The 20809-nt window shown below is 46.3% G+C and carries 15 protein-coding genes; 8 read left to right on the forward strand and 7 right to left on the reverse strand.

The features are described from left to right. Nucleotides 1-35: 35 nt before the first annotated feature. The 4 genes from DN730_RS14255 to fadA all read left to right on the forward strand — a co-directional run bounded on the left by DN730_RS14255 (nucleotide 36) and on the right by fadA (nucleotide 6201). Nucleotides 36-1715, forward strand: coding sequence for an AMP-binding protein (locus DN730_RS14255; protein WP_115468822.1), 1680 nt, complete (start codon nucleotides 36-38; stop codon nucleotides 1713-1715). A 43-nt stretch (nucleotides 1716-1758) separates the two neighbouring features. Then, nucleotides 1759-2517, forward strand: coding sequence for an enoyl-CoA hydratase-related protein (locus tag DN730_RS14260; protein ID WP_115468823.1), 759 nt, complete (start codon nucleotides 1759-1761; stop codon nucleotides 2515-2517). A 326-nt stretch (nucleotides 2518-2843) separates the two neighbouring features. Continuing rightward, nucleotides 2844-4994: a fatty acid oxidation complex subunit alpha FadB gene (gene fadB / locus DN730_RS14265; protein WP_115468824.1), complete on the forward strand. Its 2151-nt coding sequence runs from the start codon at nucleotides 2844-2846 to the stop codon at nucleotides 4992-4994. Nucleotides 4995-5025: 31 nt separating this feature from the next. After that, entirely contained in the window at nucleotides 5026-6201 is a 1176-nt protein-coding gene (gene fadA, locus DN730_RS14270) for an acetyl-CoA C-acyltransferase FadA (protein ID WP_115468825.1), read from the forward strand. A gap of 86 nt (nucleotides 6202-6287) precedes the next feature. Here fadA and DN730_RS14275 read toward each other — a convergent pair whose 3' ends face one another. Then, nucleotides 6288-6782 (reverse strand): hypothetical protein, encoded by a 495-nt coding sequence (locus tag DN730_RS14275; protein ID WP_147290584.1) that lies wholly within the window; start codon nucleotides 6780-6782, stop codon nucleotides 6288-6290. Nucleotides 6783-7313: 531 nt separating this feature from the next. On the opposite strand from DN730_RS14275, the gene glsB reads away from it, so the two are divergent. Continuing rightward, nucleotides 7314-8222 (forward strand): glutaminase B, encoded by a 909-nt coding sequence (gene glsB / locus DN730_RS14280; RefSeq protein WP_115468827.1) that lies wholly within the window; start codon nucleotides 7314-7316, stop codon nucleotides 8220-8222. A 90-nt stretch (nucleotides 8223-8312) separates the two neighbouring features. On the opposite strand, the gene DN730_RS14285 is transcribed toward glsB, so the two are convergent. The 3 genes from DN730_RS14285 to DN730_RS14295 all read right to left on the reverse strand — a co-directional run bounded on the left by DN730_RS14285 (nucleotide 8313) and on the right by DN730_RS14295 (nucleotide 13219). Beyond that, on the reverse strand, nucleotides 8313-9809 hold the full coding sequence (locus tag DN730_RS14285) for a diguanylate cyclase domain-containing protein (protein WP_115468828.1): 1497 nt from the start codon (nucleotides 9807-9809) through the stop codon (nucleotides 8313-8315). Nucleotides 9810-9975: 166 nt separating this feature from the next. Beyond that, nucleotides 9976-11781, reverse strand: a complete 1806-nt coding sequence (gene oadA / locus DN730_RS14290; protein ID WP_115468829.1) for a sodium-extruding oxaloacetate decarboxylase subunit alpha — start codon at nucleotides 11779-11781, stop codon at nucleotides 9976-9978. A gap of 22 nt (nucleotides 11782-11803) precedes the next feature. Then, on the reverse strand, nucleotides 11804-13219 hold the full coding sequence (locus DN730_RS14295; RefSeq protein WP_115468830.1) for an acetyl-CoA carboxylase biotin carboxylase subunit: 1416 nt from the start codon (nucleotides 13217-13219) through the stop codon (nucleotides 11804-11806). Between the two features lie 142 nt (nucleotides 13220-13361). Between DN730_RS14295 and DN730_RS14300 the strand changes: the two genes are divergently transcribed. Next, nucleotides 13362-14309: a LysR family transcriptional regulator gene (locus DN730_RS14300; RefSeq protein ID WP_115468831.1), complete on the forward strand. Its 948-nt coding sequence runs from the start codon at nucleotides 13362-13364 to the stop codon at nucleotides 14307-14309. Here DN730_RS14300 and DN730_RS14305 read toward each other — a convergent pair. Then, the gene (locus DN730_RS14305) at nucleotides 14252-15835 is read right to left on the reverse strand and encodes a glycosyl hydrolase family 79 N-terminal domain-containing protein (RefSeq protein WP_115468832.1); all 1584 of its coding nucleotides are present in this window, start codon (nucleotides 15833-15835) and stop codon (nucleotides 14252-14254) included. The genes DN730_RS14300 and DN730_RS14305 overlap by 58 nt on opposite strands. A gap of 235 nt (nucleotides 15836-16070) precedes the next feature. Between DN730_RS14305 and DN730_RS14310 the strand changes: the two genes are divergently transcribed. Further along, complete coding sequence (locus tag DN730_RS14310) at nucleotides 16071-17399, forward strand: DUF3422 family protein (protein ID WP_245957978.1); 1329 nt, start codon at nucleotides 16071-16073, stop codon at nucleotides 17397-17399. Nucleotides 17400-17505: 106 nt separating this feature from the next. Next, nucleotides 17506-18093 carry a 3'-5' exonuclease gene (locus tag DN730_RS14315; protein ID WP_245957979.1) on the forward strand — a complete coding sequence of 196 codons (588 nt, stop codon included), beginning with the start codon at nucleotides 17506-17508 and terminating at the stop codon, nucleotides 18091-18093. Nucleotides 18094-18168: 75 nt separating this feature from the next. Here the strand turns inward: DN730_RS14315 and glpD are convergent, their stop codons facing one another. Together glpD and DN730_RS14325 are read right to left on the reverse strand one after the other, a co-directional pair. Then, a complete protein-coding gene (gene glpD, locus DN730_RS14320) occupies nucleotides 18169-19695 on the reverse strand; it encodes a glycerol-3-phosphate dehydrogenase (protein WP_115468834.1) in 1527 nt (508 codons plus the stop codon). Between the two features lie 191 nt (nucleotides 19696-19886). Next, nucleotides 19887-20651: a DeoR/GlpR family transcriptional regulator gene (locus tag DN730_RS14325; RefSeq protein ID WP_115468835.1), complete on the reverse strand. Its 765-nt coding sequence runs from the start codon at nucleotides 20649-20651 to the stop codon at nucleotides 19887-19889. Nucleotides 20652-20809: the final 158 nt, after the last annotated feature.

Consider the following 20809-nt stretch of genomic DNA (forward strand, 5'->3'; position numbering starts at 1 on the left):
TTATCTCCATATAAAGACAATAACGGAGACGCTTTATGCTGAACGACAATACTGCATCAATGCTCGACTATGAGCCGGGCAGTTATGTGCCAAACGACTTAAACCCCAAAGGATTTAAGTCTGTTTTGGATGTACTGGACTATGGTTGTGAGCGGTTTGCGCAGTTACCTGCATTTACCAGCTTGGGTCGGACGATTACCTATGGGGAGCTAAAACAAAAGGCGGACGCTTTTGCGTCCTATCTTCAGCATTACACAGATCTCAAGCCCGGTGATCGAATTGCCGTGCAGCTACCCAATGTTATTCAGTTCCCCATCGCAGTATTTGGTGCGATGCAAGCCGGTTTAGTCGTCGTCAACACCAACCCTCTATACACACCTAAAGAATTGCAGCACCAGTTTAATGATTCAGGTGCCAAGGCGGTTGTTGTTTTTGCAAACATGGCCGCGAATGTTGAAAAAATATTGGCGAATACTCAGGTTCGTCATGTAATCGTAACGGAAATAGCGGATCTTCATTCGCCGCTAAAGCGGGTGCTCGTTAATTCGGTTGTGAAATACATTAAAAAAATGGTGCCAGCCTACCAGCTTCCGAGTGCGAAAACGTTTAACGAAGTTTTAAGCCTTGGGGCAAAAAAAGCACCTCATCCTGTTGTGTTGGCGCATCAAGATCTTGCTGTCTTGCAGTACACTGGAGGTACAACGGGTGTTGCAAAAGGTGCAATGCTTACCCACGCGAATCTCATAGCCAACATGCATCAATTGAAGGGGCGTCTGGAAGAGTTGCTGAACGAAGGCGAAGAGATTTTCATCGCTCCCTTGCCTCTGTATCACATCTACGCGTTCTTAATTCACGCGCTGACCTTATTAGAGTTTGGTGCTCATTCGATTTTGATTCCAAATCCGCGCGATTTACCGGCTTTTATAAAGGAGCTTCGAAAGTGGCGCTTTACAGGCTTTATCGGTCTAAATACGCTGTTTGCTGGCTTGTGTAATCGTGACGACTTTAAAACTCTAGATTTTTCTGGGCTCAAACTGACCGCATCGGGAGGGATGCCGCTAACCCACGCAGCGGCAGACAGATGGAAGGAAGTGACGGGCTGTGTGGTGACTGAAGGTTATGGTTTGACGGAGACCTCCCCAGTCGTGGCGTTTAATCCTGTTGGGAGTGAGCAAATTGGTACGATCGGTGTGGCGGTAGACCATACTGATATTAAGATAATTGATGATGATGGAAACGATGTAAACGTCGGAGAGCCCGGTATGCTGTGCGTGCGTGGACCACAAGTCATGCGAGGCTACTGGAACCGTGAAAAGGCAACAGAAGAAGTCATGACCCACGATGGTTACCTTATTACTGGTGACGTCGCACTTGCGAGAGAAGATGGTTATCTGCAGATTGTGGATCGCGCGAAAGATTTGATTATCGTGTCAGGCTTTAATGTTTATCCAACAGAAGTAGAAGATGTTCTGACTCAATGTCCAGATGTGCTAGAAGCGGCTGCCATAGGAATCGAAGACGAGAAAACAGGCGAAGCGGTAAAGGCATTTTTGGTAATGCGCGATGGCGTGGAGCCTGATATGGAGTCCATTCGAGCATTATGTCGTGAAAGTCTCGCAGCGTATAAAGTTCCGCGTCATTTTGAGGTTCGCAATGAACTGCCTAAAACGAATGTCGGTAAGGTTTTGCGTCGAGCCCTAAGAGAGCCAAGTTAGTGCCACCCATTGTGATAGAGCGCGACAAGCCTCGGAGAGTGTTATGACAGATCATATCGATGAGTCGGTAGAGAGTGGTGTACATACGATTATTCTGAATCGGCCTAGTAAGAAAAACGCAATTACCATAGATATGTATCAGGCTCTGAGTGAAGCTCTGCGTCGAGCGGAAGTGAACTCACAAGTCAAAGTATCTGTTATAACCGGATATGGTCCTGACTTTTCATCAGGGAACGACATCCATGAGTTTGTAGAGATTGCCCAAGCTCCTGAAAAAATGGCGTCAATAATGGCGTTTCTACAAGCATTAACGGCCTATAAAAAACCTCTTATTGGCGCAGTGGAAGGGTGGTCTGTTGGAGTCGCGGCGACCTTGTTGTTGCATTGCGATATGGTGATCGCTGCTCGTAATACCCAGCTTGTTTTTCCGTTTGTGCAATTAGGGTTGGTGCCAGAGGCTGCCTCCAGCTATTTGCTACCTAAGCTTGTGGGTCATCAGCGTGCTTTCGAGATACTGATGTTTGGGGAGCCGATCAAGGCTCAGGAAGCCCATGATGCCGGTATTGTAAATCATGTATGTGAGATAGGGGAGTCGAAAGAGCGCGCATTTGGTTATGCGCGTCGTATTGCTAGTTTGCCCACCGAAGCCGTGATGTTGTCAAAAGAATTACTTAAATGCCAAGCTATTGATGATGTACAAATGGCGCTCATGCGTGAAGGACGTATATTTAAAGATCGTCTAAGATCACCTGAAGCCGTTCAGCAGTTTGCAGATTTTATCAAAGGGTCTTCATCGGGATAGTCTTGAATGATGAGTATCTTTTAGTAGGCGTCTTGCTCGCTAAAAACTCGCTTTTTTACCGTTATTGATTATAATTTAATCAGTGCGGAGGGGTTTTAGCCGTACTGCTGGTTTCGCCGACCTATAAAAACTAACCCAGTCAAATACGATTTGACTGGGTTTTTTTTCGTTCAAAGTAAGGTCAATGGTACAAAATGTCATAAAACAGAGGCTTTTTTGTTATTGAGGAAATTGACCATCTCTCTAAGCTTAAATAACGTAAAGTTCGTTAGGTGCGCAATGGCGCTTTGAGCCGTAAGGCCGCAATATAAAAGGTGGAGGCGACTATGATCTTCGAAGGGAATGCACTTCGAGTGACATCAAGTGATGATGGGATAGCGACACTTACGCTAGATCTTCAAGATAGTTCTGTTAATAAATTTGGTACATCTGTTCTTGAGGAGTTTTCACAGGCTATGCAGGCCTTAAATACTGCAAAAGAGATTAAAGGTTTAGTGATAACAAGCGCTAAAGATTCATTTGTTGTGGGTGCAGACATAACAGAGTTCATTAAATGGTTTCAATTAGACGATGCGGACTTGATCCAAAAACTGCACGCTACTCATGATATTTTCCTCACTCTGTCTGATCTGCCTTTCCCAACGGTCGCTGCTATTAATGGGTTAGCACTGGGCGGTGGCTTTGAAGTGTGTTTGGCATGTGATTATCGGGTAATGGAACAGTCGGCAAAAGTAGGCCTACCGGAGACACAGCTCGGTATTTATCCTGGGTGGGGGGGAACGGTGCGCTTACCTCGCTTAATAGGTGCTGATAATGCATGTGAGTGGATCTGTGGTGGTGCTCAAAAGCGCAGTGATGCGGCAATGAAAGACGGTGCAGTTGACGCCGTTATTGCGGATGGTTGTTCTTATGAGTCGGCTTGTCATTTAGTACAGCAAGCGATAGCTGGTAAGTTCGATTGGCAGAAGCGCCGTTCAGAGTTACGCGCGCCAATGAGCTTCTCTCCCATTGAGAAAATGATGGTATTCGAATCGGTCAGAGGTGTCGTTGGAGCGAAAGCTGGTAAGCATTATCCAGCCCCAATGGCTGCAATAAAAACGATTGAAAAGGGGATTTTTCAGTCCACAGAAAAAGCGATAGAAACAGAGGTGAAGGGATTTGCAAAACTGGCTAAGTCGCCAGTGACTCGATCGTTAGTTGGCATTTTCTTAAACGATCAAATGGTTAAAAAAGCAGCTACCTCTTATAGCAAAGAAAAAAGTGAGATTGCACACTCGGCCGTATTAGGCGCAGGTATTATGGGCGGGGGGATAGCGTATCAGTCAGCCTCTAAGGGAACGCCAATCGTCATGAAAGACATTCGTACTGAAGCACTCGATCTTGGTATGAGTGAGGCGAGTAAATTGTTTGGTAAACAGGTCGAACGCGGCAAATTGACGACTGAGAAAGCGATGCAAGGGTTGAGTAAAATTACCCCAGTATTGAGTTACGGCGAGTTTGAAAATGTCGATATGGTCGTAGAGGCGGTAGTAGAAAACCCAGCCATTAAACAATCTGTATTGGCTGAAACAGAAAAACACATCAGTAATACAGCGGTGTTGGCGTCCAATACATCGACCATTTCTATCAACTTGTTAGCGAGCAAGTTGGAGCGTCCTGAAAACTTCTGTGGTATGCACTTTTTTAACCCTGTTCATAGGATGCCGTTGGTTGAAGTCATTCGGGGGGATAAAACCTCTGATGCCACCATTGCTAAAACAGTTGCGTATGCACAGGCACTTGGCAAGACCCCTATTGTTGTCAATGATTGCCCAGGATTTCTTGTTAACCGTGTATTGTTCCCCTATTTCGCGGGTTTTTCAGCTTTGTTGAAAGATGGGGCCGATTATCAAGTAGTTGATAAAACAATGGAGCAGTTCGGTTGGCCAATGGGGCCAGCTTATCTACTGGATGTCGTTGGGATAGATACTGCATTTCACGCTGATCAAGTGATGGCACAAGGATTTCCAGATCGAATGGGGCATGAGGGAGAAAATGCAATTGACCGTTTTTATGATCTAGGACGTTATGGCCAGAAGTCGGGAAAAGGCTTCTATCACTATGAATTAGATCGCAAAGGTAAACCGAAAAAGCTGGCTTCAGCAGAAGCGCAAGAGATTGTGTCTTCACTACATGATGCTTCTAATGAGTTTTCGGATGAGGATATCATCGCTCGGATGATGATTCCGCTATGTATTGAGACTGCAAGGTGCTTAGAGGAAAACATTGTCTCCTCAGCGGCCGAGGCGGATATGGGTCTGATATATGGTATTGGGTTTCCTCCATATTTAGGCGGGGCGTTGCACTATATGGATGAAATGGGGTTAGCCGCATTTTGCGACTTAGCGGATCGTTTTAAGCACTTAGGTAAGCTTTATGAGCCAACTCAAGTGATGCGAGATATGGCCGCTCAGCAGCGTCGATACCACAATTATTAGTCCGCCACGGAAAGAGATTAGGAGCAGAATGATGAAATTGAATCCGAATGATGTCGTTATTGTCGACGCAGTACGCTCTCCGATGGGGAAATCGAAGAATGGTGTATACCGGAATGTCCGCTCAGAAACCCTATCTGCTGCGGTTGTGAAAGCCTTGTTGTCGCGTAACCCGGAGGTAAACCCAAAAGACATAGAAGACTTGATATGGGGGTGTGTGAACCAGACCTTGGAGCAAGGCTTTAATATGGCGCGTGCCGTCGCATTATTAGCGGGAATGCCTGTGACAACAGCAGCGCAAACGGTTAACCGCTTGTGTGGCTCGTCTATGTCCGCGATTCACACCGCGTCGCAAGCTATAATGACTGGTCAAGGCGATATCTTTGTCGTTGGCGGGGTGGAACATATGGGACATGTATCGATGATGCATGGTGTTGATGTGAATCCTGAGCTGTCAAAGCATATGGCTAAAGCTTCCATGATGATGGGTGTGACCGCTGAAATGTTAAGCAAAATGCATGGAATCTCGCGTCAAGCGCAGGATGAGTTTGCGTTACGTTCTCACCAAAAGGCCCATGAGGCGACGTTAGCAGGACGATTTGCGACTGAAATTGTACCGATCGAAGGGCATGATAGTGCTGGTAACAAGATGTTAGCTGAAATAGATGAGGTGATACGCCCAGATACGTCTTTAGAAAGTTTAGGTGCGTTACCGACGGTGTTTATGCCGAAAGGAGGGACCGTGACGGCAGGATCTTCATCTGCTTTATCGGATGGTGCTTCAGCGTTGCTTATGATGTCTGCTCAGAAAGCGCAAGAGTTGGGCTTAACGCCCATGGCGAAGGTACGGAGCATGGGATTAGCGGGATGTGATCCAGCCATTATGGGATATGGTCCAGTACCTGCGACGAAAAAAGCGATGGCACGGGCGGGCTTATCGATGGAGGATATTGGCCTAATAGAGCTGAACGAAGCGTTTGCGGCTCAATCCTTACCTGTACTCAAAGACCTTAAGTTGTTAGATCAGTTGGAAGACAAAGTAAATCTGAACGGCGGCGCAATTGCTTTAGGTCACCCGCTCGGATGCTCTGGCGCACGGATATCGACGACACTACTGCATCAGATGAAGAAAAAGGATATTGAGTTTGGTCTTGCGACCATGTGCATCGGAATGGGGCAGGGCATCGCGACAGTGTTTGAGCGAGTTTAGAGCTGCTTTAATAATAAAGGGTGCGATTTCCGCACCCTTTATTATGTGATTCGAGTATGACGTGCGCTTAGATCATATGCTCAATTCTAAGTAATGTGGTACAGCATACGTAGTTCATTTCGTTTTTTATCGCGCTCTTGCTTAAGGGCAGCGATCCTTTCTTTAGCCGTGCTTTTGGCTGTGGCGACGTCCATTTTATTGTCATTAGATAATTTTGCGCGCTTAAGGTTGTATTCGTATTGATCGAGTACGTTATCCACACTTTCTTGGTAGTGTTCTTCTAATTGATCAAGTGCTTCATAATACGCCGTAAAGGCTTGAGTAATGCTTTGCTTATAGGCGTAATTGGTGATGTCTCTGATAGACAGTGCTACTTGGTCATGCTTAGGGACAATGACATTTTTGGGGTAGTTCTTACGTGTTGAGCTTGGTTCAGATTCGTATACTTTTACTTCGTAATTTTGCAGGTTGCTGGGGCTGTTTAGCTCGTTTGCATTGGCAGCGGGTTGGATCAGGGTCAAAAACAATAAAGATGAAAGTGGGCGAATTTGTTTTCTGTTTAATGGTATTTTCACGGTCATGTTCTCGTGTCTGAAAAAATCCGAAGTGTCCAGAGTATTCAGAGCCAAGATTGGCTGCAATAGCTTAGTGATAACTTGCATATTATGTTGTCTAAAAATAGTGTGTAACCCTTTTCTGGTCAGTGGCTTAAAGTATGTGCTGTTCGTTATATTTCATAATCCAACAATTTCTTTACATTTTGATGTCGTGCAAGAGAGCACTTAGATTAGTGTTAAATGGATGAAAGATGTGTTGTATGACTAAGTAGGTAAGAGGCGGCTTATTGACTGCCGCTTTTGGGGGGGGCATTTGAAACGTGTTTAAGGATCTTTAGAATCACGAAGCTGCTAATGTTTTGTCTATGATATCATTTATTTTCATAAAAATATCCTATCATCAGTTAATCCCACTAAATTAGTGTTTTCAAAGATAAGCATAATTAAGGCTCGGGGCCCGATTATATGATTCATTTGAGGGCTAAGTACTTTTGTTATGTTAGAAATCTGGCACAATCTGCAGCTCCAAAAATAATGATAAGTGACGGAGAGACCATGCAATCTTTATTGCGTCAGATACTAAATGATGTGCAACCACTTGTCGGTGAAGGTAAGGTAGCCGATTACATTCCTGCGCTTGCCAACGTCGATCCGAATCAATTTGGGATAGCGATTTTTAGTAATGATGGTGAGCTGTATGAGATTGGTGATTCGCAGGTTCCATTTTCTATCCAGAGCATATCTAAAGTGTTTAGCCTGACTCTCGCGATCAAACACTATGGCGATACCATGTGGCAGAGAGTGGGTCGAGAGCCTTCAGGATTGCCTTTTAACTCCCTAGTACAGCTCGAATATGAGAACGGTATTCCCCGTAATCCGTTTATCAATGCTGGAGCATTGGTAGTGAGCGATATGAACCAGTCTCGATTTGCAACGCCGCATTATGCGATGCGAGAGTTTGTTCGCAAGCTTTCAGGCAACCCAGAACTACAAACAGACCATAAAGTTGCGGAGTCGGAATATGAGTTTCGCTACCGCAATGCCGCGATGGCGTATTTAATGCAATCTTATGGCAATTTTGAGAATGAAGTAGAAGACGTTTTACGAAGTTATTTCTCTAGCTGCGCATTGCGAATGAGTTGTGTAGATCTTGCTAAAGCGTTTAGCTTTTTAGCTAACAAGGGCTTTAGCAATATTAGTGGAGAACAAGTCATCACGCAGGAAGAAACTCGGCAAGTGAATGCGTTAATGGCGACCAGTGGCATGTACGATGAGGCTGGTAGTTTTGCTTTTAAGGTCGGAGTCCCAGGCAAAAGTGGTGTTGGTGGTGGTGTCATTGCAGTCGTCCCAAACCGTTTTTCTGTTTGCGTGTGGTCGCCAGCGCTCAACAGTGTCGGCAACTCAACGGCTGGGGTTGCGGCGCTAGAATCTATGACTAAACACATTGGTTGGTCGGTCTATTGATATTACACATTAATTAATGGTGATATTGGTGTTAATTTCTTTAAGTGGTGAAGGAGCCTGCGACCAAAGGGAAAAGAGAGGTTAGACGCCCTAATTCTGTGCTTGGATGCTTGCTGAATAGGGCTCTGGTGCAGCCGTAACAATATGCACACGAGAGTAGGCGGGTTTTTGTTTGGCAATGTACATCGCATTGTCAGCTTGATGTATTAGCTCTATAAAGCTCTTGGGCCTTCCTTTGATCATCACCACCCCAATGCTGGCCCCTACTTCTACGTTACCTTCTTGCGTGGGGTAAACCGCGCTTAAAGTCTCAACGAGTCGTATTGCAAGAGTTTTGGCTTCCTCGGAATTATTAAGGTGGCTTGCAAACAGGGTAAACTCGTCTCCGCCATGTCGGGCGATGTAGCAGCGATCACGGCATGCTTGCTGCAATCGATGACCAACTTCTTTGAGAACCTCATCGCCTTTGTTGTGACCCAGTAGGTCATTGATTTGTTTGAAGCCATCTAGGTCTATGAACATTAAAGTGCTTAAGGTGCTGCGTTTCAGAGTGGGGGCGATATCCTGCAGTCTTCGTTCAAATGCGGCGCGATTATCTAGGCCGAGCAGTGGGTCTTCAAACGCGAGCTGAGACAGTGCATTCAGATGTTCATGCTCTTTGCTGACATCCTCAATACGCCAGATCGTTAAATGTTCACCCTGCTCGACAGCGGTACTACGTTCTACTTTTAATAATGCTTGATTAAACGCAATATCGGATAGCCTCCAAAGATTTTTATGCGTCGAGTCTGGCACAATGAGCTCATAGATAGTGTGGCGTTTTGCCTCTTCTATTGAGATGCCCAGTAGCTCTATAAAGCGCGGGTTTTCGTTCAGCAGCTGGCCGTGGGAGTTGGTAAATACGGTAGCAGAGGGCATGTCATTCAATAAAGAGTCTATGATGGTGCGTTCTTTTTCCAAGCTATGCACCTTGCGTCGATAGAGTAGCCATGTAATCAGGAAGTTGAGTAGCGCCAAGATAAGAGCCGCTGTTTGTAACAGTCTCACTTGGCGAATTTCGTTTCTCGCTTGGGTTTCTATAGCGAGCGCCAGTTGGTTCATATGTTCTAGTAGCTGGATGTTGTCCCGCTGAAGGCTTCTATTAAGTGAGACGAAGGTATCGCCATTGGGTTGGCGAATATAGTCAAATACCTGTGCCCTGAGCGGGGTCCATAGCGTCCAACTCTCTTCAATGATATGAGCGTAGGACCGATGGCTGATCGTATCGATGGTTACGATGCGATTATCCGTATTGATGGTACTGCCACCGATTCGAAAAGCATTTAATGTGCGGTCAAATAAAGTAACGGTCTGCTCTAAGTCTTTCAAGCGTTGGCTAGTGGTGCTGTTAGGTGGTATCAGTAAAAACTCTTTTACCATTCGTTGTGAAAGCATGCGCTGGCGACCAGCTAGATTGAGTTCGATAGTCTGTTCTTGCACGCGCTGAGTTATCCAGATATTTAAGCCTAACGCGACGCCATCGAATAGAAAGAAAAGTGCTATCGCATAGGTGATGAAAGATGACGCTCGTTTTGAATGCCAGCCCATGGCGTGCTCCTTGGTATCACTGGCGACCCTCAGTGGATGGAATCCTGTCTAGATATCAATTAAAAACTATAGTCGCAATTCTCTATTTTATCGAAGCAAAAACCTCGCCAAGTCGAAAAAAAAGGGAGGCCGAAGCCTCCCAAAAAGAACAACACACTACTTAAAGTTAGTGCGGAACAATTTCTACAAGTGTTTCACCGGGGGTCACTCGATCCCCTTTGGAGACATACACCCCAGCCACTTTGCCCGCGATAGGGGCTTGAATTTCGGTTTCCATTTTCATGGCTTCTGTTATCAGTACTGATTGCCCAGCGATTACATCGTCATCGACATTGACCAACACGTCGACGATATTGCCAGGCATGCCTGTGGTAATGTCGCCGGGGCCGGATGCTTTACTGCGTTTATTACCCGAATTCGCGTCACCTTCATATTCATTTAGCGATTCAAATAATACCTCTTCTGGAACCCCATCAAGTGTTAGGTAGACATGGCGCTTGCCTGTGGAATCACCTCCGACACCTGTAATTTCCACTTGGTATGTTTCGCCATGCACGTCAATCTTGAATTCGGTTGATGTGCTGGCTGACGCTTTAGCGCTATTGGATATCGGCGCTTCAAGGGCTTCAGGTACCAGTGTGCCTGCTTCACGCTGCTCCAAAAATTGCTTCCCGATGTCTTGAAACATAGCGTACGTCAATACATCTTCTTCAGACTTAGCTAATTCACCGATTTCTGTGCGTAGACGCGACATTTCAGCCCCGAGTGCATCCGCAGGCCGTCCATCAATGACTTCCTCTTTACCAATTGCCTTGGTGCGAACATCAGGATTGACAGGGGCAGGAGGATGGCCATAACCACCTTGTAAGTATCGCTTTACCTCATTGGTGATGGTTTTATAGCGCTCACCTGCAAGTACGTTCATAACCGCTTGAGTGCCAACAATTTGAGATGTCGGTGTTACCAGTGGCGGGAACCCTAAGTCCTCACGAACACGCGGGATTTCGGCAAATACATCGCGAATACGATCTAGGGCTTGCTGTTCTTTTAGCTGATTGGCAAGGTTTGACATCATGCCACCAGGCACTTGGTTAATTTGAACGGATACGTCTTCTTTGGTGAATTCGCTTTCAAACTGATGGTATTTCTTACGCACTTCGCGGAAGTAGTCAGCAATCTCTGTCAGTAATTCTAAGTCGAGCCCTGTATCCCATTGGGTACCTTTAAGGGCTGCTACTTGAGATTCCGTAGCCGGATGGCTGGTGCCCGATGCAAAAGATGAAATGGCAGTATCAATGTGCTCCGCACCGGCTTCGATCGCTTTAAGTTGACACAGTGGCGCAAGCCCTGCCGTTGAGTGACTATGAATAAACAGTGGTAAATCAACATGGTCTTTAATGGCTTTGACGAGGTCGTACGTCGCGTAAGGTGTCAGTAAGCCAGCCATATCTTTGATGGCTATAGAGTCGGCGCCCATGTCTTTTAAAGCTTGAGCTTGTTCGACAAATAGGTCCAGAGTGTGAACAGGGCTAGTGGTATAGCAAATTGTTGCTTGGGCGTGCTTATTCGCTTTTTTAACCGCTTTTATAGCTGTTTCAAGGTTACGCAAATCGTTTAACGCGTCGAAGACACGGAATACATCAATTCCATTTTCCGCCGCTTTTGCGACAAATGCCTCAACCACGTCATCCGCGTAATGGCGATAGCCCAAAAGGTTTTGACCGCGTAATAGCATTTGTAGGCGCGTGTTAGGCAACGCTTTGCGAAGTTCACGTAAACGTTCCCAAGGGTCTTCTTTAAGGAAACGTACGCAGGCATCGAAAGTTGCGCCGCCCCAGACTTCAAGGGACCAGTAACCAACTTGGTCTAATTTATCGCAAATTGGTAGCATGTCTTCTGTCCGCATACGCGTCGCTATCAGAGATTGGTGTGCATCGCGCAGAATAACGTCTGTAACCTGTACTTTACTCATTTGTGTTCTCCTTGTTCTTTTCCTATACACCCGCATGCGCGGCGATGGCGGCGGCGATGGCCAGAGCTATTTCGCTCGGTGCACGTTTGTCTGAATAATTGAGTAACTCGGGATGGTTAGGGACAAAACTGGTGTTAAAGTGACCACTCCGGAACTCGTCGTTCTTTAAGATTTCTTGATAGTAGTTGGCGGTGGTTTTGATACCCTGCAAGCGCATATCTGCCAACGCTCGGGCGCCACGATCAAGTGTGTCTTCCCACGTAAGTGCCCAGACAACGAGTTTCAAGCACATGGAGTCGAAGTAGGGCGGGATCGTGTAGCCCGTGTAAATGGCTGTGTCTGTGCGTACGCCCGGCCCACCTGGTGCGTAATAACGGGTTATGCGCCCAAAGCTTGGTAAGAAGTTGTTTTTTGGATCTTCTGCGTTAATACGAAACTGCAAAGCGAATCCGCGAAATGAAATGTCTTCTTGGCGGTAACTTAAGGGTAATCCAGATGCAATTCGAATTTGCTCACGTACGATATCAACGCCTGTTATCTGCTCAGTGATTGTGTGTTCTACTTGGACTCGGGTATTCATTTCCATGAAATAAATATCATTACCCGTGACAAGAAACTCGACAGTGCCGGCGTTTTCGTATCCGACTGCTTTGGCGGCTTTTACAGCTAACTCACCCACATAAGAGCGCTGTTCTGGTGTCAATTGTGGGCTTGGGGCAATCTCGATAAGCTTTTGGTTACGGCGCTGGATTGAGCAATCGCGCTCGTACAAATGGATGGCGGAGCCTTGGCTGTCCGCTAATATTTGTACTTCGATGTGTTTCGGGTCGAGAATGCACTTTTCTAGAAACACTTCCGCTGAACCGAAAGCTTTTGTGGCTTCGGAGATGACGCGTGGGTATTGCTCTTTGAGTTCTTTCTCGCTGTCACAGCGTCGAATGCCGCGGCCCCCGCCGCCGGATGTAGCCTTGAGCATGACGGGGTAGCCAATGTTGTTCGCAAGTTCAATGGCTTCGTCTAGGTTTGCGAGATTGTCTTCTGAGCCCGGTGTTACCGGAACTCCAGCGGCGATCATACTTTTACGTGCCGCCGTTTTATCGCCCATTTTGAGAATAACGTCAGCTTTTGGGCCGATAAAAGCAATGTTGCGCTCTTCGCAGATCCGCGCGAACTCAGAGTTCTCAGATAGAAACCCGTAGCCAGGATGAATGGCGTCACAGCCGGTTTCTACTGCGAGGTTTACGATTCGGCGTGCATCGAGATAGCCTGCTAAAGGGTCATCTCCCATACTGTAAGCTTCGTCGGCGCGCTTCACGTGAAGTGCGTGACGGTCGGGTTCAGTATGAATGGCAACCGAGCGAATGCCCATTTCGGCGCAAGCTCGCACGATGCGCACCGCGATTTCTCCTCGGTTGGCAATCAAAATCTTCTTTAACATTATTCTCTCCATGAGCTGAATCGAAGCATGGTCACTACAGTAGGGTAAGTGCGCCCAAATAAAAAATTGATATTTTTTTGGTATATCATAAGCAATACCTTATAGTTGTCACGTTTGCTTACCAGCTTAACGAGGAGAGCGCGTGGCCTATACATTAAATCAATTGCTAAACAGACTGACCTTTCGCCAACTTCAAGTGTTCAAGGTTGTCTTTCATAAGCTAAGTTATTCAAAAGCGGCCGAGCAGTTAGGTTTGACTCAACCTGCCGTGAGCGCCCAGATGAAACAGTTGGAGGCGGCGCTGGGTCAGCCAATGTTTGATTATGTAGGTAAGCAGCTTTATGTAACGCCAGCAGGTGAGCAGCTCGAACGAGTTGTGCGTGGGATGTTTAGCGATTTGGAATCTCTGCAAATGAATCTGTACCAATTGGAAGGTCAGCTTCGAGGAGAGCTCCGTTTGTGTGTTGTCAGCTCTGCGGAGATTATTGTGCCGTATTTATTGAAAGGTTTTTTATCGCGTTATCCCACGGTCAACGCTCGGCTGACTGTGCTTAACCGAACCAATGCAACGGAGCGTCTACTTCAGAACCGAGATGACATTGTAATCATGGGAGTGGTGCCAGACACCCGTCTGCTCAGTCGCCAGCCCTTTTTTGATAATCCTCTTATTCCTGTTGTGTCTGCAGGGCATCCATTGCTAAGCGGCTCAGAAATTACACAGCAAGAATTCTTTGATGCAGGTTACTTGCAGCGCGAACAAGGATCAGGCTCTCGGGCAGCACTAGAGGATTGGTGTAGAACCCAGCGAGTGCAAGCAAAGCCTGCTATGGCGCTTGGGTCGAATGAAGCGCTTAAGCATGCGGTGTTGGCGGGCTTGGGTGTTGCGGTCTTACCGCATGCCAATGTTTTGGCAGAATTGCAGCTGGGTACGCTAGTATCACCGAAGATTAAAGGTTTTCCGCTGCGTCGCAGTTGGTGTGCTGTCTATCCCAGTGCTAAACAGCCAACGCCTGTGATGCAGGCGTTTTTGGATCATATTGGCAGTGAGGGAGCGGCGGCATTAGCCTCGCGTTTTTCTGTCGCAGAATGATCAGGCCCCGTTTGTCGATCTCTGGTGATTGTTATATCCGCATCGGTTGGAGACTTTAGTACTGGTTTGTCTGAGAAGGTCCAGAAGTTGATACTATAAGGAGCGACTAGGTCTAACTTGGCAAGCTTTGGGAAATCTTTAAGTGTGACTTCTCCTCTACGAAACTTTGGGGTCACGCCATTGATTAGGATCTTTTTACTAGTCAAATTAGTAGCCGTAATTTCGTAGCGTCTTTTAGCGACGCCAAATTCGCTAAAACGGACCCGCTGAGACTGGTTAGTCATGTTGATGATGAGCAGTGTTCGGCGATGAGCTTTGTGACCACCGTGGCAATAGACAATCAGATTGGGGCTTTGGCAAGATACGGAGTATACCTCCTGCCCCATTAGCTCTTTCCAAAGCCAGCTGACCCAAAAGTCTGGATTTGGTTTAAGCGATTCTCTCTGAATTAATCCATAATCGCCACCAATTAGGGATTGGCGAATCATGACTTTTTGTCCAAGCTTTGCTCCTCGCCCAAGCTGGTCGGCCCACCAAAAACAAGAGGCAAAGCGATCTGATAATTTAGGTTGGCCGCCGCATTGTGCAGAGCCTGATTCCCCTGTCCACAGCTCTGCTTGAGGTTGATGGATCCGTCGATATTGATCAAGTTTATTGGAGAACACTTCGAAATCTTGGAGTGATTTAGGGTTTAGTAATTTTTTTAAGCGCGCGGTTCGGGTTCGGATCGGTGAGCGTTGGCTTTGAAACGGGTAATAATGCCAATCGACAATATCAAGCTGGCCACTCAACTGCTCCAAAAACATCGGAGTAATATTTGAAAAGGGCTTGACGGTTTCACCAAGGTAGGGCCAAAACGCACTACCTGGACCTGCAATGCGACTTTTTGGGCTAATGAGGCGTACTTGGTTTATAAATCGCTGATAATCGAGTACAAGCTGCTTTGTTCTGGGCTGTGCTCGAAGTCCATGAAATGCCCAGTAAGCGTTCAATTCATTGCCAAGTTCACATACATCAATCTGGTGGCCGCGATCGAGAGTGTATTGCAACAGTGCCGCACTATCTGCGCCGTTCCAGCGACCATGCTGAGAACGACTAAAGGCGCCGTATTTAAACGTGAACATGAACTTAAGCTGGTTCTGCTCGATAAAGGTGAGCAGTCTATTCCAAATTGCTTCAGATAACTCTGGTTCCTTTTCATTGGGAGTGTCATGGCCACAGAAGTAATGAATGGTGTCGGCTTCTGAGCCGCCAACCCGCAAATAGGCAGGTTGTAGTTTCGCAACATACTGACTGAGTTTTGGGTGCAGTAAATCTAGCGGTGGAACACGATTTGTCCCCAGCCCGCGCTTAGATGAGTCGCTCCCTTCCCACCACTGGCCGCCGATCACTAAGGAAATGTCGATAGAAAAAGATAAGTAACACGCGTCGACACGATGAATCGGTGCTGCGTGATCTAACCGAATAGAGTAGATCTTAGACGGAAGGTTGGGGGTCGTTTGACGAAGAAAAGAGTAAAACACCATAGCAGCTCTTCTGGGATTGAGCTAATAAGTCTCGCAAGCGAATGTGACACTAGAGTTAATTAAGTTGTTTTTATCAAGGCTTGCTAATATGTTTCCAAAGCGTCCTTTACGTTAGCTAAGCCGTACCTAATTTATGAAACGTGAAGAAAAACGCTTTCTCTACTAAACGTAAGGTTGCAATAATTATCAATAAAGCCAATGATTTAGTTCCCACTAAAAAGGAAGAGAGTTGCCCGTGACCGTCGTGAATCCTTACGGATTAACTATGCATGCCCAGAGAGATGATCTGTACGCAGAACTCCATTCTCGACCATTTCAGGTTATCCCTAGTACTGCTCGCGTGAGTTATGTAGCGGTGATGATGGACGTCGAGCAAAAAAAACAAGACTTCGATCATTTTTTAACTCTATTTCAGCGTTTTGGAGCAGTGCCTCCCGCACAGGACAGTGTTTGTCTAGAAGTAGCTCATGGAGATGTTCGTATTCGCCGCGAGTCGCATTTAGAGTTTATTTCTTACACGATCATTAACGAGGGCGCGCCATTTCAACAGGACCCATTTGCCAACAATGGCTTAAGTTGTTTGCCCCAAGATTGGGTTAAAAATATGGTTGGTACTGTTGTGTCAGCTTTTCATGTTGCAATCGAAGACGCAAAAGAGCGGCCTGAACCTGATTTAGTGCACGTTAAATCGTACTTTGAAAGTATGCGTTTAATTGGTAGCCGGCCGCACAATGGTGATGCTCAAGTCTGGACAACATTTAAGGTGCACAGTGACGGCTGTGGCCGTGTCTTAGTTTACAACCGAAATATGAGTGACAGTCAGCTTGGGCGCATGGTGCAACGGCTGATTGAGATTGAATCGTACCGTTTGTTTGCTCTGCTGAGTTTACCGCTCGCGCGTCATTACAATCAGCGCTTGGCACAAATGGATCAGCGTTTAGCTGATCTGACGGCAACATTGGCCGAAGCCAGCGAGGTGGATGAGCAACAAGTTCTGACGCAAATAATTGATATGGCGGCGTGGGTTGAAGCCGCGCGAGCTAAGACAACATTTAGATTCAGTGCGACGTCAGCATATCATGACCTTGTCTTAAAGCGTCTCGCTGAGCTCAAAGAAGATGAGGTGTCAGGTCACCTAACTATTACCGAATTTATGACACGTCGTTTAACGCCAGCAGTGCGTACGTGTAAGGCAACCAGTGAGCATTTGGAGAATTTGTCCAGACGCCTTGACCGTGTATCCGACATGATGCGTACGCGCGTTGAAATGTCGATTCAATCGCAAAACCAACACTTACTTGCCTCCATGGATCGTCGTTCGAAAATTCAGTTGGCGATGCAGCATACAGTGGAAGGGTTATCGGTTGCAGCCATTTCTTATTACAGTATCGGGCTTATCAAATATCTTATCGAAGCTGCGTATCAGCACGGTGCCCCGATTGATAAAAGCCTCGCAGTGGGGATTTCTGTGCCAATCGTGATTGGTGGCGTATGGTGGGCAACTCGTCGCATACATAAACGTTTCTTAAAGTTGGCAAAAGAATACGGCTCCGTAGAAGATTGAACAAACTATGCTTTGATTGTGCCTTTTTCTGTTGGCTATTCTCATTATGGTTGATCTACCGTTTTGGCATTGCCCCGAGTAGCTTTAAAACAAAGGAAGCCAGAGAATGATTATGAAACGCCCGACTAAAGAAGAGATCAGTGCCTTGCCTCTATATCAGGGGGTAGCTCTTACAGACATTACGATAGTCGAAACGGAACAGGATGCGAAGCGAGCATTCGGTATCCTTAAGCAAGAGGTTTGTGTCGGTTTTGACACTGAAAGTAAGCCTATATTTCAAAAGGGGCAGGTGAGTCCCGGTCCCTCATTGATTCAGCTGGCGACTGAATCACAGGGATTTTTGTTCCCAACTCGTTTCCAAGCGGCCTTGGCTGTTGCAAAGTTGCTGTTAACCGATACGACTATCCAGAAAATCGGCTTTGGCTTAAAGGATGATAAGCGAGAGTTAAAGAGCAAGCTCAATATCGATATTGCGAATACGTTAGACCTGTCGATTAAGCTCAAGCAAATGGTAGGGGAGAAAAACAGTATTGGTGCCCGCGCGGCTGTTGCAATGGTATTACAGCAAAGGTTAGGCAAAGGCGCGCAAAAATCTAACTGGGGGGCTTATCCACTGAAAGAAAGCCAAATTTTGTATGCTGCGAACGATGCGCATTCGGCATTGCGTACATACAAGGCCTTGGAGTTATTGTGAATTAAGAAGTGATATCAGATTGGCGTTTTATAATAAAAGAGGCCGCTCAAAGTGAGTGGCCTCTTTAGTTGTAGATTACGCTATTTCTACCAAATCAGCATTCTCTGCTGTGAGCTCGCTTTGCTTCGCGAGATACTCGTCGAGCGCTTTAACTTGGTCAGGGTTGAATTCCAAACCGAGTTTTGTGCGCCGCCACAGTATATCTTCTGTTGTATGTGCCCATTCATGTTCTAGAAGGTAATCGACTTCTTTCTGGTATAAGTCAGAGCCAAAGCAGGCGCCTAAATCGTCGAGTGATTTGGAGTCGCTAAGAAGTACATACGACATGGTGCCGTAACTTCCGGTAAAGCGACGAGCTAAGTCCTGGGTTAAAAATGGGAATTCGGCCCGTAATTTACCTATCATAATATCGTAGTCATTACTCATATCACCTCCAGGAAGTGGCTTGGCATGAGTCCATTCTTTGCCCATTGATGGGAAGTAGGGTTTTAGGTCATTCATTGCGGACAAAGCAAGTTGACGATAGGTTGTGATTTTGCCACCGAAAATACTCAATAATGGTGCTTTTCCTTGATCATCCTCTACGTGCAGTGTGTAATCGCGGGTCACGGCAGAGGCGTCAGATGACTCGTCGTTTAAAAGAGGGCGCACACCCGAGTAGGTCCAAACGATATCTTCTTGTGTTAGTTGCGTTTTAAAATGCTGGTTTGCAACATCCAAAATGTAGTCTGTTTCTTCTTGGCTAATCGCTACATCTTTTGGCTCGCCTTTATACTCTTCGTCTGTGGTGCCGATTAAGGTGTACTTATCTCGATAAGGAATGGCGAACACAATGCGATTATCTGCATTCTGCATGATAAATGAGTTAGATTGTTCGAACAGTTTTGGCACAACGATATGGCTGCCTTTTATCATACGAATACCATAAGGCGCTTTGCGCTGAACTTTCTGTTCTATAAAACTGGACACCCATGGCCCCGCCGCATTCACTATTCCTCCAGCTGAGAACTGTTTGCGCTCCCCAGTCACAGTATCTTGTACTTCGATAATCCATTTTCCGTTTTCACGGTAAGCTGATTCACAGCGTGTGCGAGGCATAATTAGTGCGCCAGACTCTTGAGCGCTGAGCGCGTTGGCAACGACGAGTCGCGCATCGTCAACCCAGCAATCAGAGTATTCAAACCCCTTTGTAATTTCACTTTTCAATGCACTGCTTGAGTCGTATTTAACCCCTTTTGAGCCGGGTAGAAGTTCACGTTTACCAAGATGATCATATAAAAATAAGCCCAGACGAATCAGCCACGCTGGTCGCAAATGCGCCCGGTGGGGCATTTGAAAGCGCATTGGGGTAACTAGATGCGGCGCGATTTTAAGGAGGACTTCTCGTTCGCTTAGGGCCTCACGGACCAAGCGGAACTCATAATGCTCTAAGTAACGTAAACCGCCATGAATCAATTTGCTGCTAGCTGACGAGGTGGCGCTAGCTAGGTCGTTCATCTCGCAGAGAGCGACTGAAAGTCCACGCCCTGAAGCATCGGCCGCGATCCCTGTACCGTTGATGCCTCCGCCTACTACGAAGAGATCAAAATGCGTTTGTTTCATGACTTACCTCTTTTGAAAAATGAACATTAATGTTCAAAAACGAAAATATATCTTCGATAGTAGACGCGATTTTGAGCGTTTTCAAGGTGGCAGGTGAAAAAAATGAGGTCGAGGATGTTGTAATTTGGTATTCAGGGAGCTGGGCTCCCTTACATTGACGATGTGACAAAGAAACGATTGTAGGGCTATTTCTATTCGCACAGCTCTAATTTAACAGAGTGTTCTTTGAGCAGCGCATGGATACTTTTTGGTGGCTGAGCGTCCGTAAATAGACGATCTACTTGAGTAATATTACCCAGTCTCACCATGGCGTTACGGCCAAACTTTGCGTTGTCCGCAGCGAGAAAAACGTTTCTCGAATTAGCAATAATGCCTTGTGCAACACGGACCTCTTGGTAGTCATAATCCAACAGTGAACCGTCTTCTTGATCGATTCCGCTGATCCCGATAATGCCGTAATCTACACGAAATTGATTAATGAAATCGACGGTTGCTTCGCCAATGATTCCACCATCTCTAGAGCGTACCGAGCCGCCTGCGACAATGACGTTGAAGTCCTCTTTTACACGCAAGATCGACGCAACATTGATGTTGTTAGTGATGATTTTGAGTTTTTCGTGATTGAGTAGTGCGCGTGCTACTTCTTCGGTGGTGGTACCGATATTGATAAACATTGATGCTCCATTAGGAATTTCTTCGGCAACACGCTTGGCGATCTGTTTTTTGGCATCGAGCTGTAACGCTTGTCGTGTATTGTAGTCAACATTCGTGGTGGAGGAATCATAGCTCGCACCACCATGATGACGACGAATAAAGTTCTGATCGGCGAGCGAGTTTATGTCACGGCGTATGGTTTGAGGTGTGACCTGAAATAGGGCGGCAAGCTCTTCAATGGAAGCGTAACCCTTTTCGCGCACGAGTTGAATAATTCGATCCTGTCGTGTTTGTTGGCCCATACAATACTAAACTCCTCGATAGTCGCTTGCTAAACCTAGCAATTATAGTTTTAATAGTGATATTCGAATTTGAACATTAATGTTCGAATAACAAAAATAACAATATTTAGTCACATGATCTCGTTATTCAGAGTCAGGTGGTTGGATGATACAGTCAA

Source organism: Marinomonas piezotolerans, assembly GCF_003362755.1.
Classification (GTDB): Bacteria; Pseudomonadota; Gammaproteobacteria; order Pseudomonadales; family Marinomonadaceae; genus Marinomonas; species Marinomonas piezotolerans.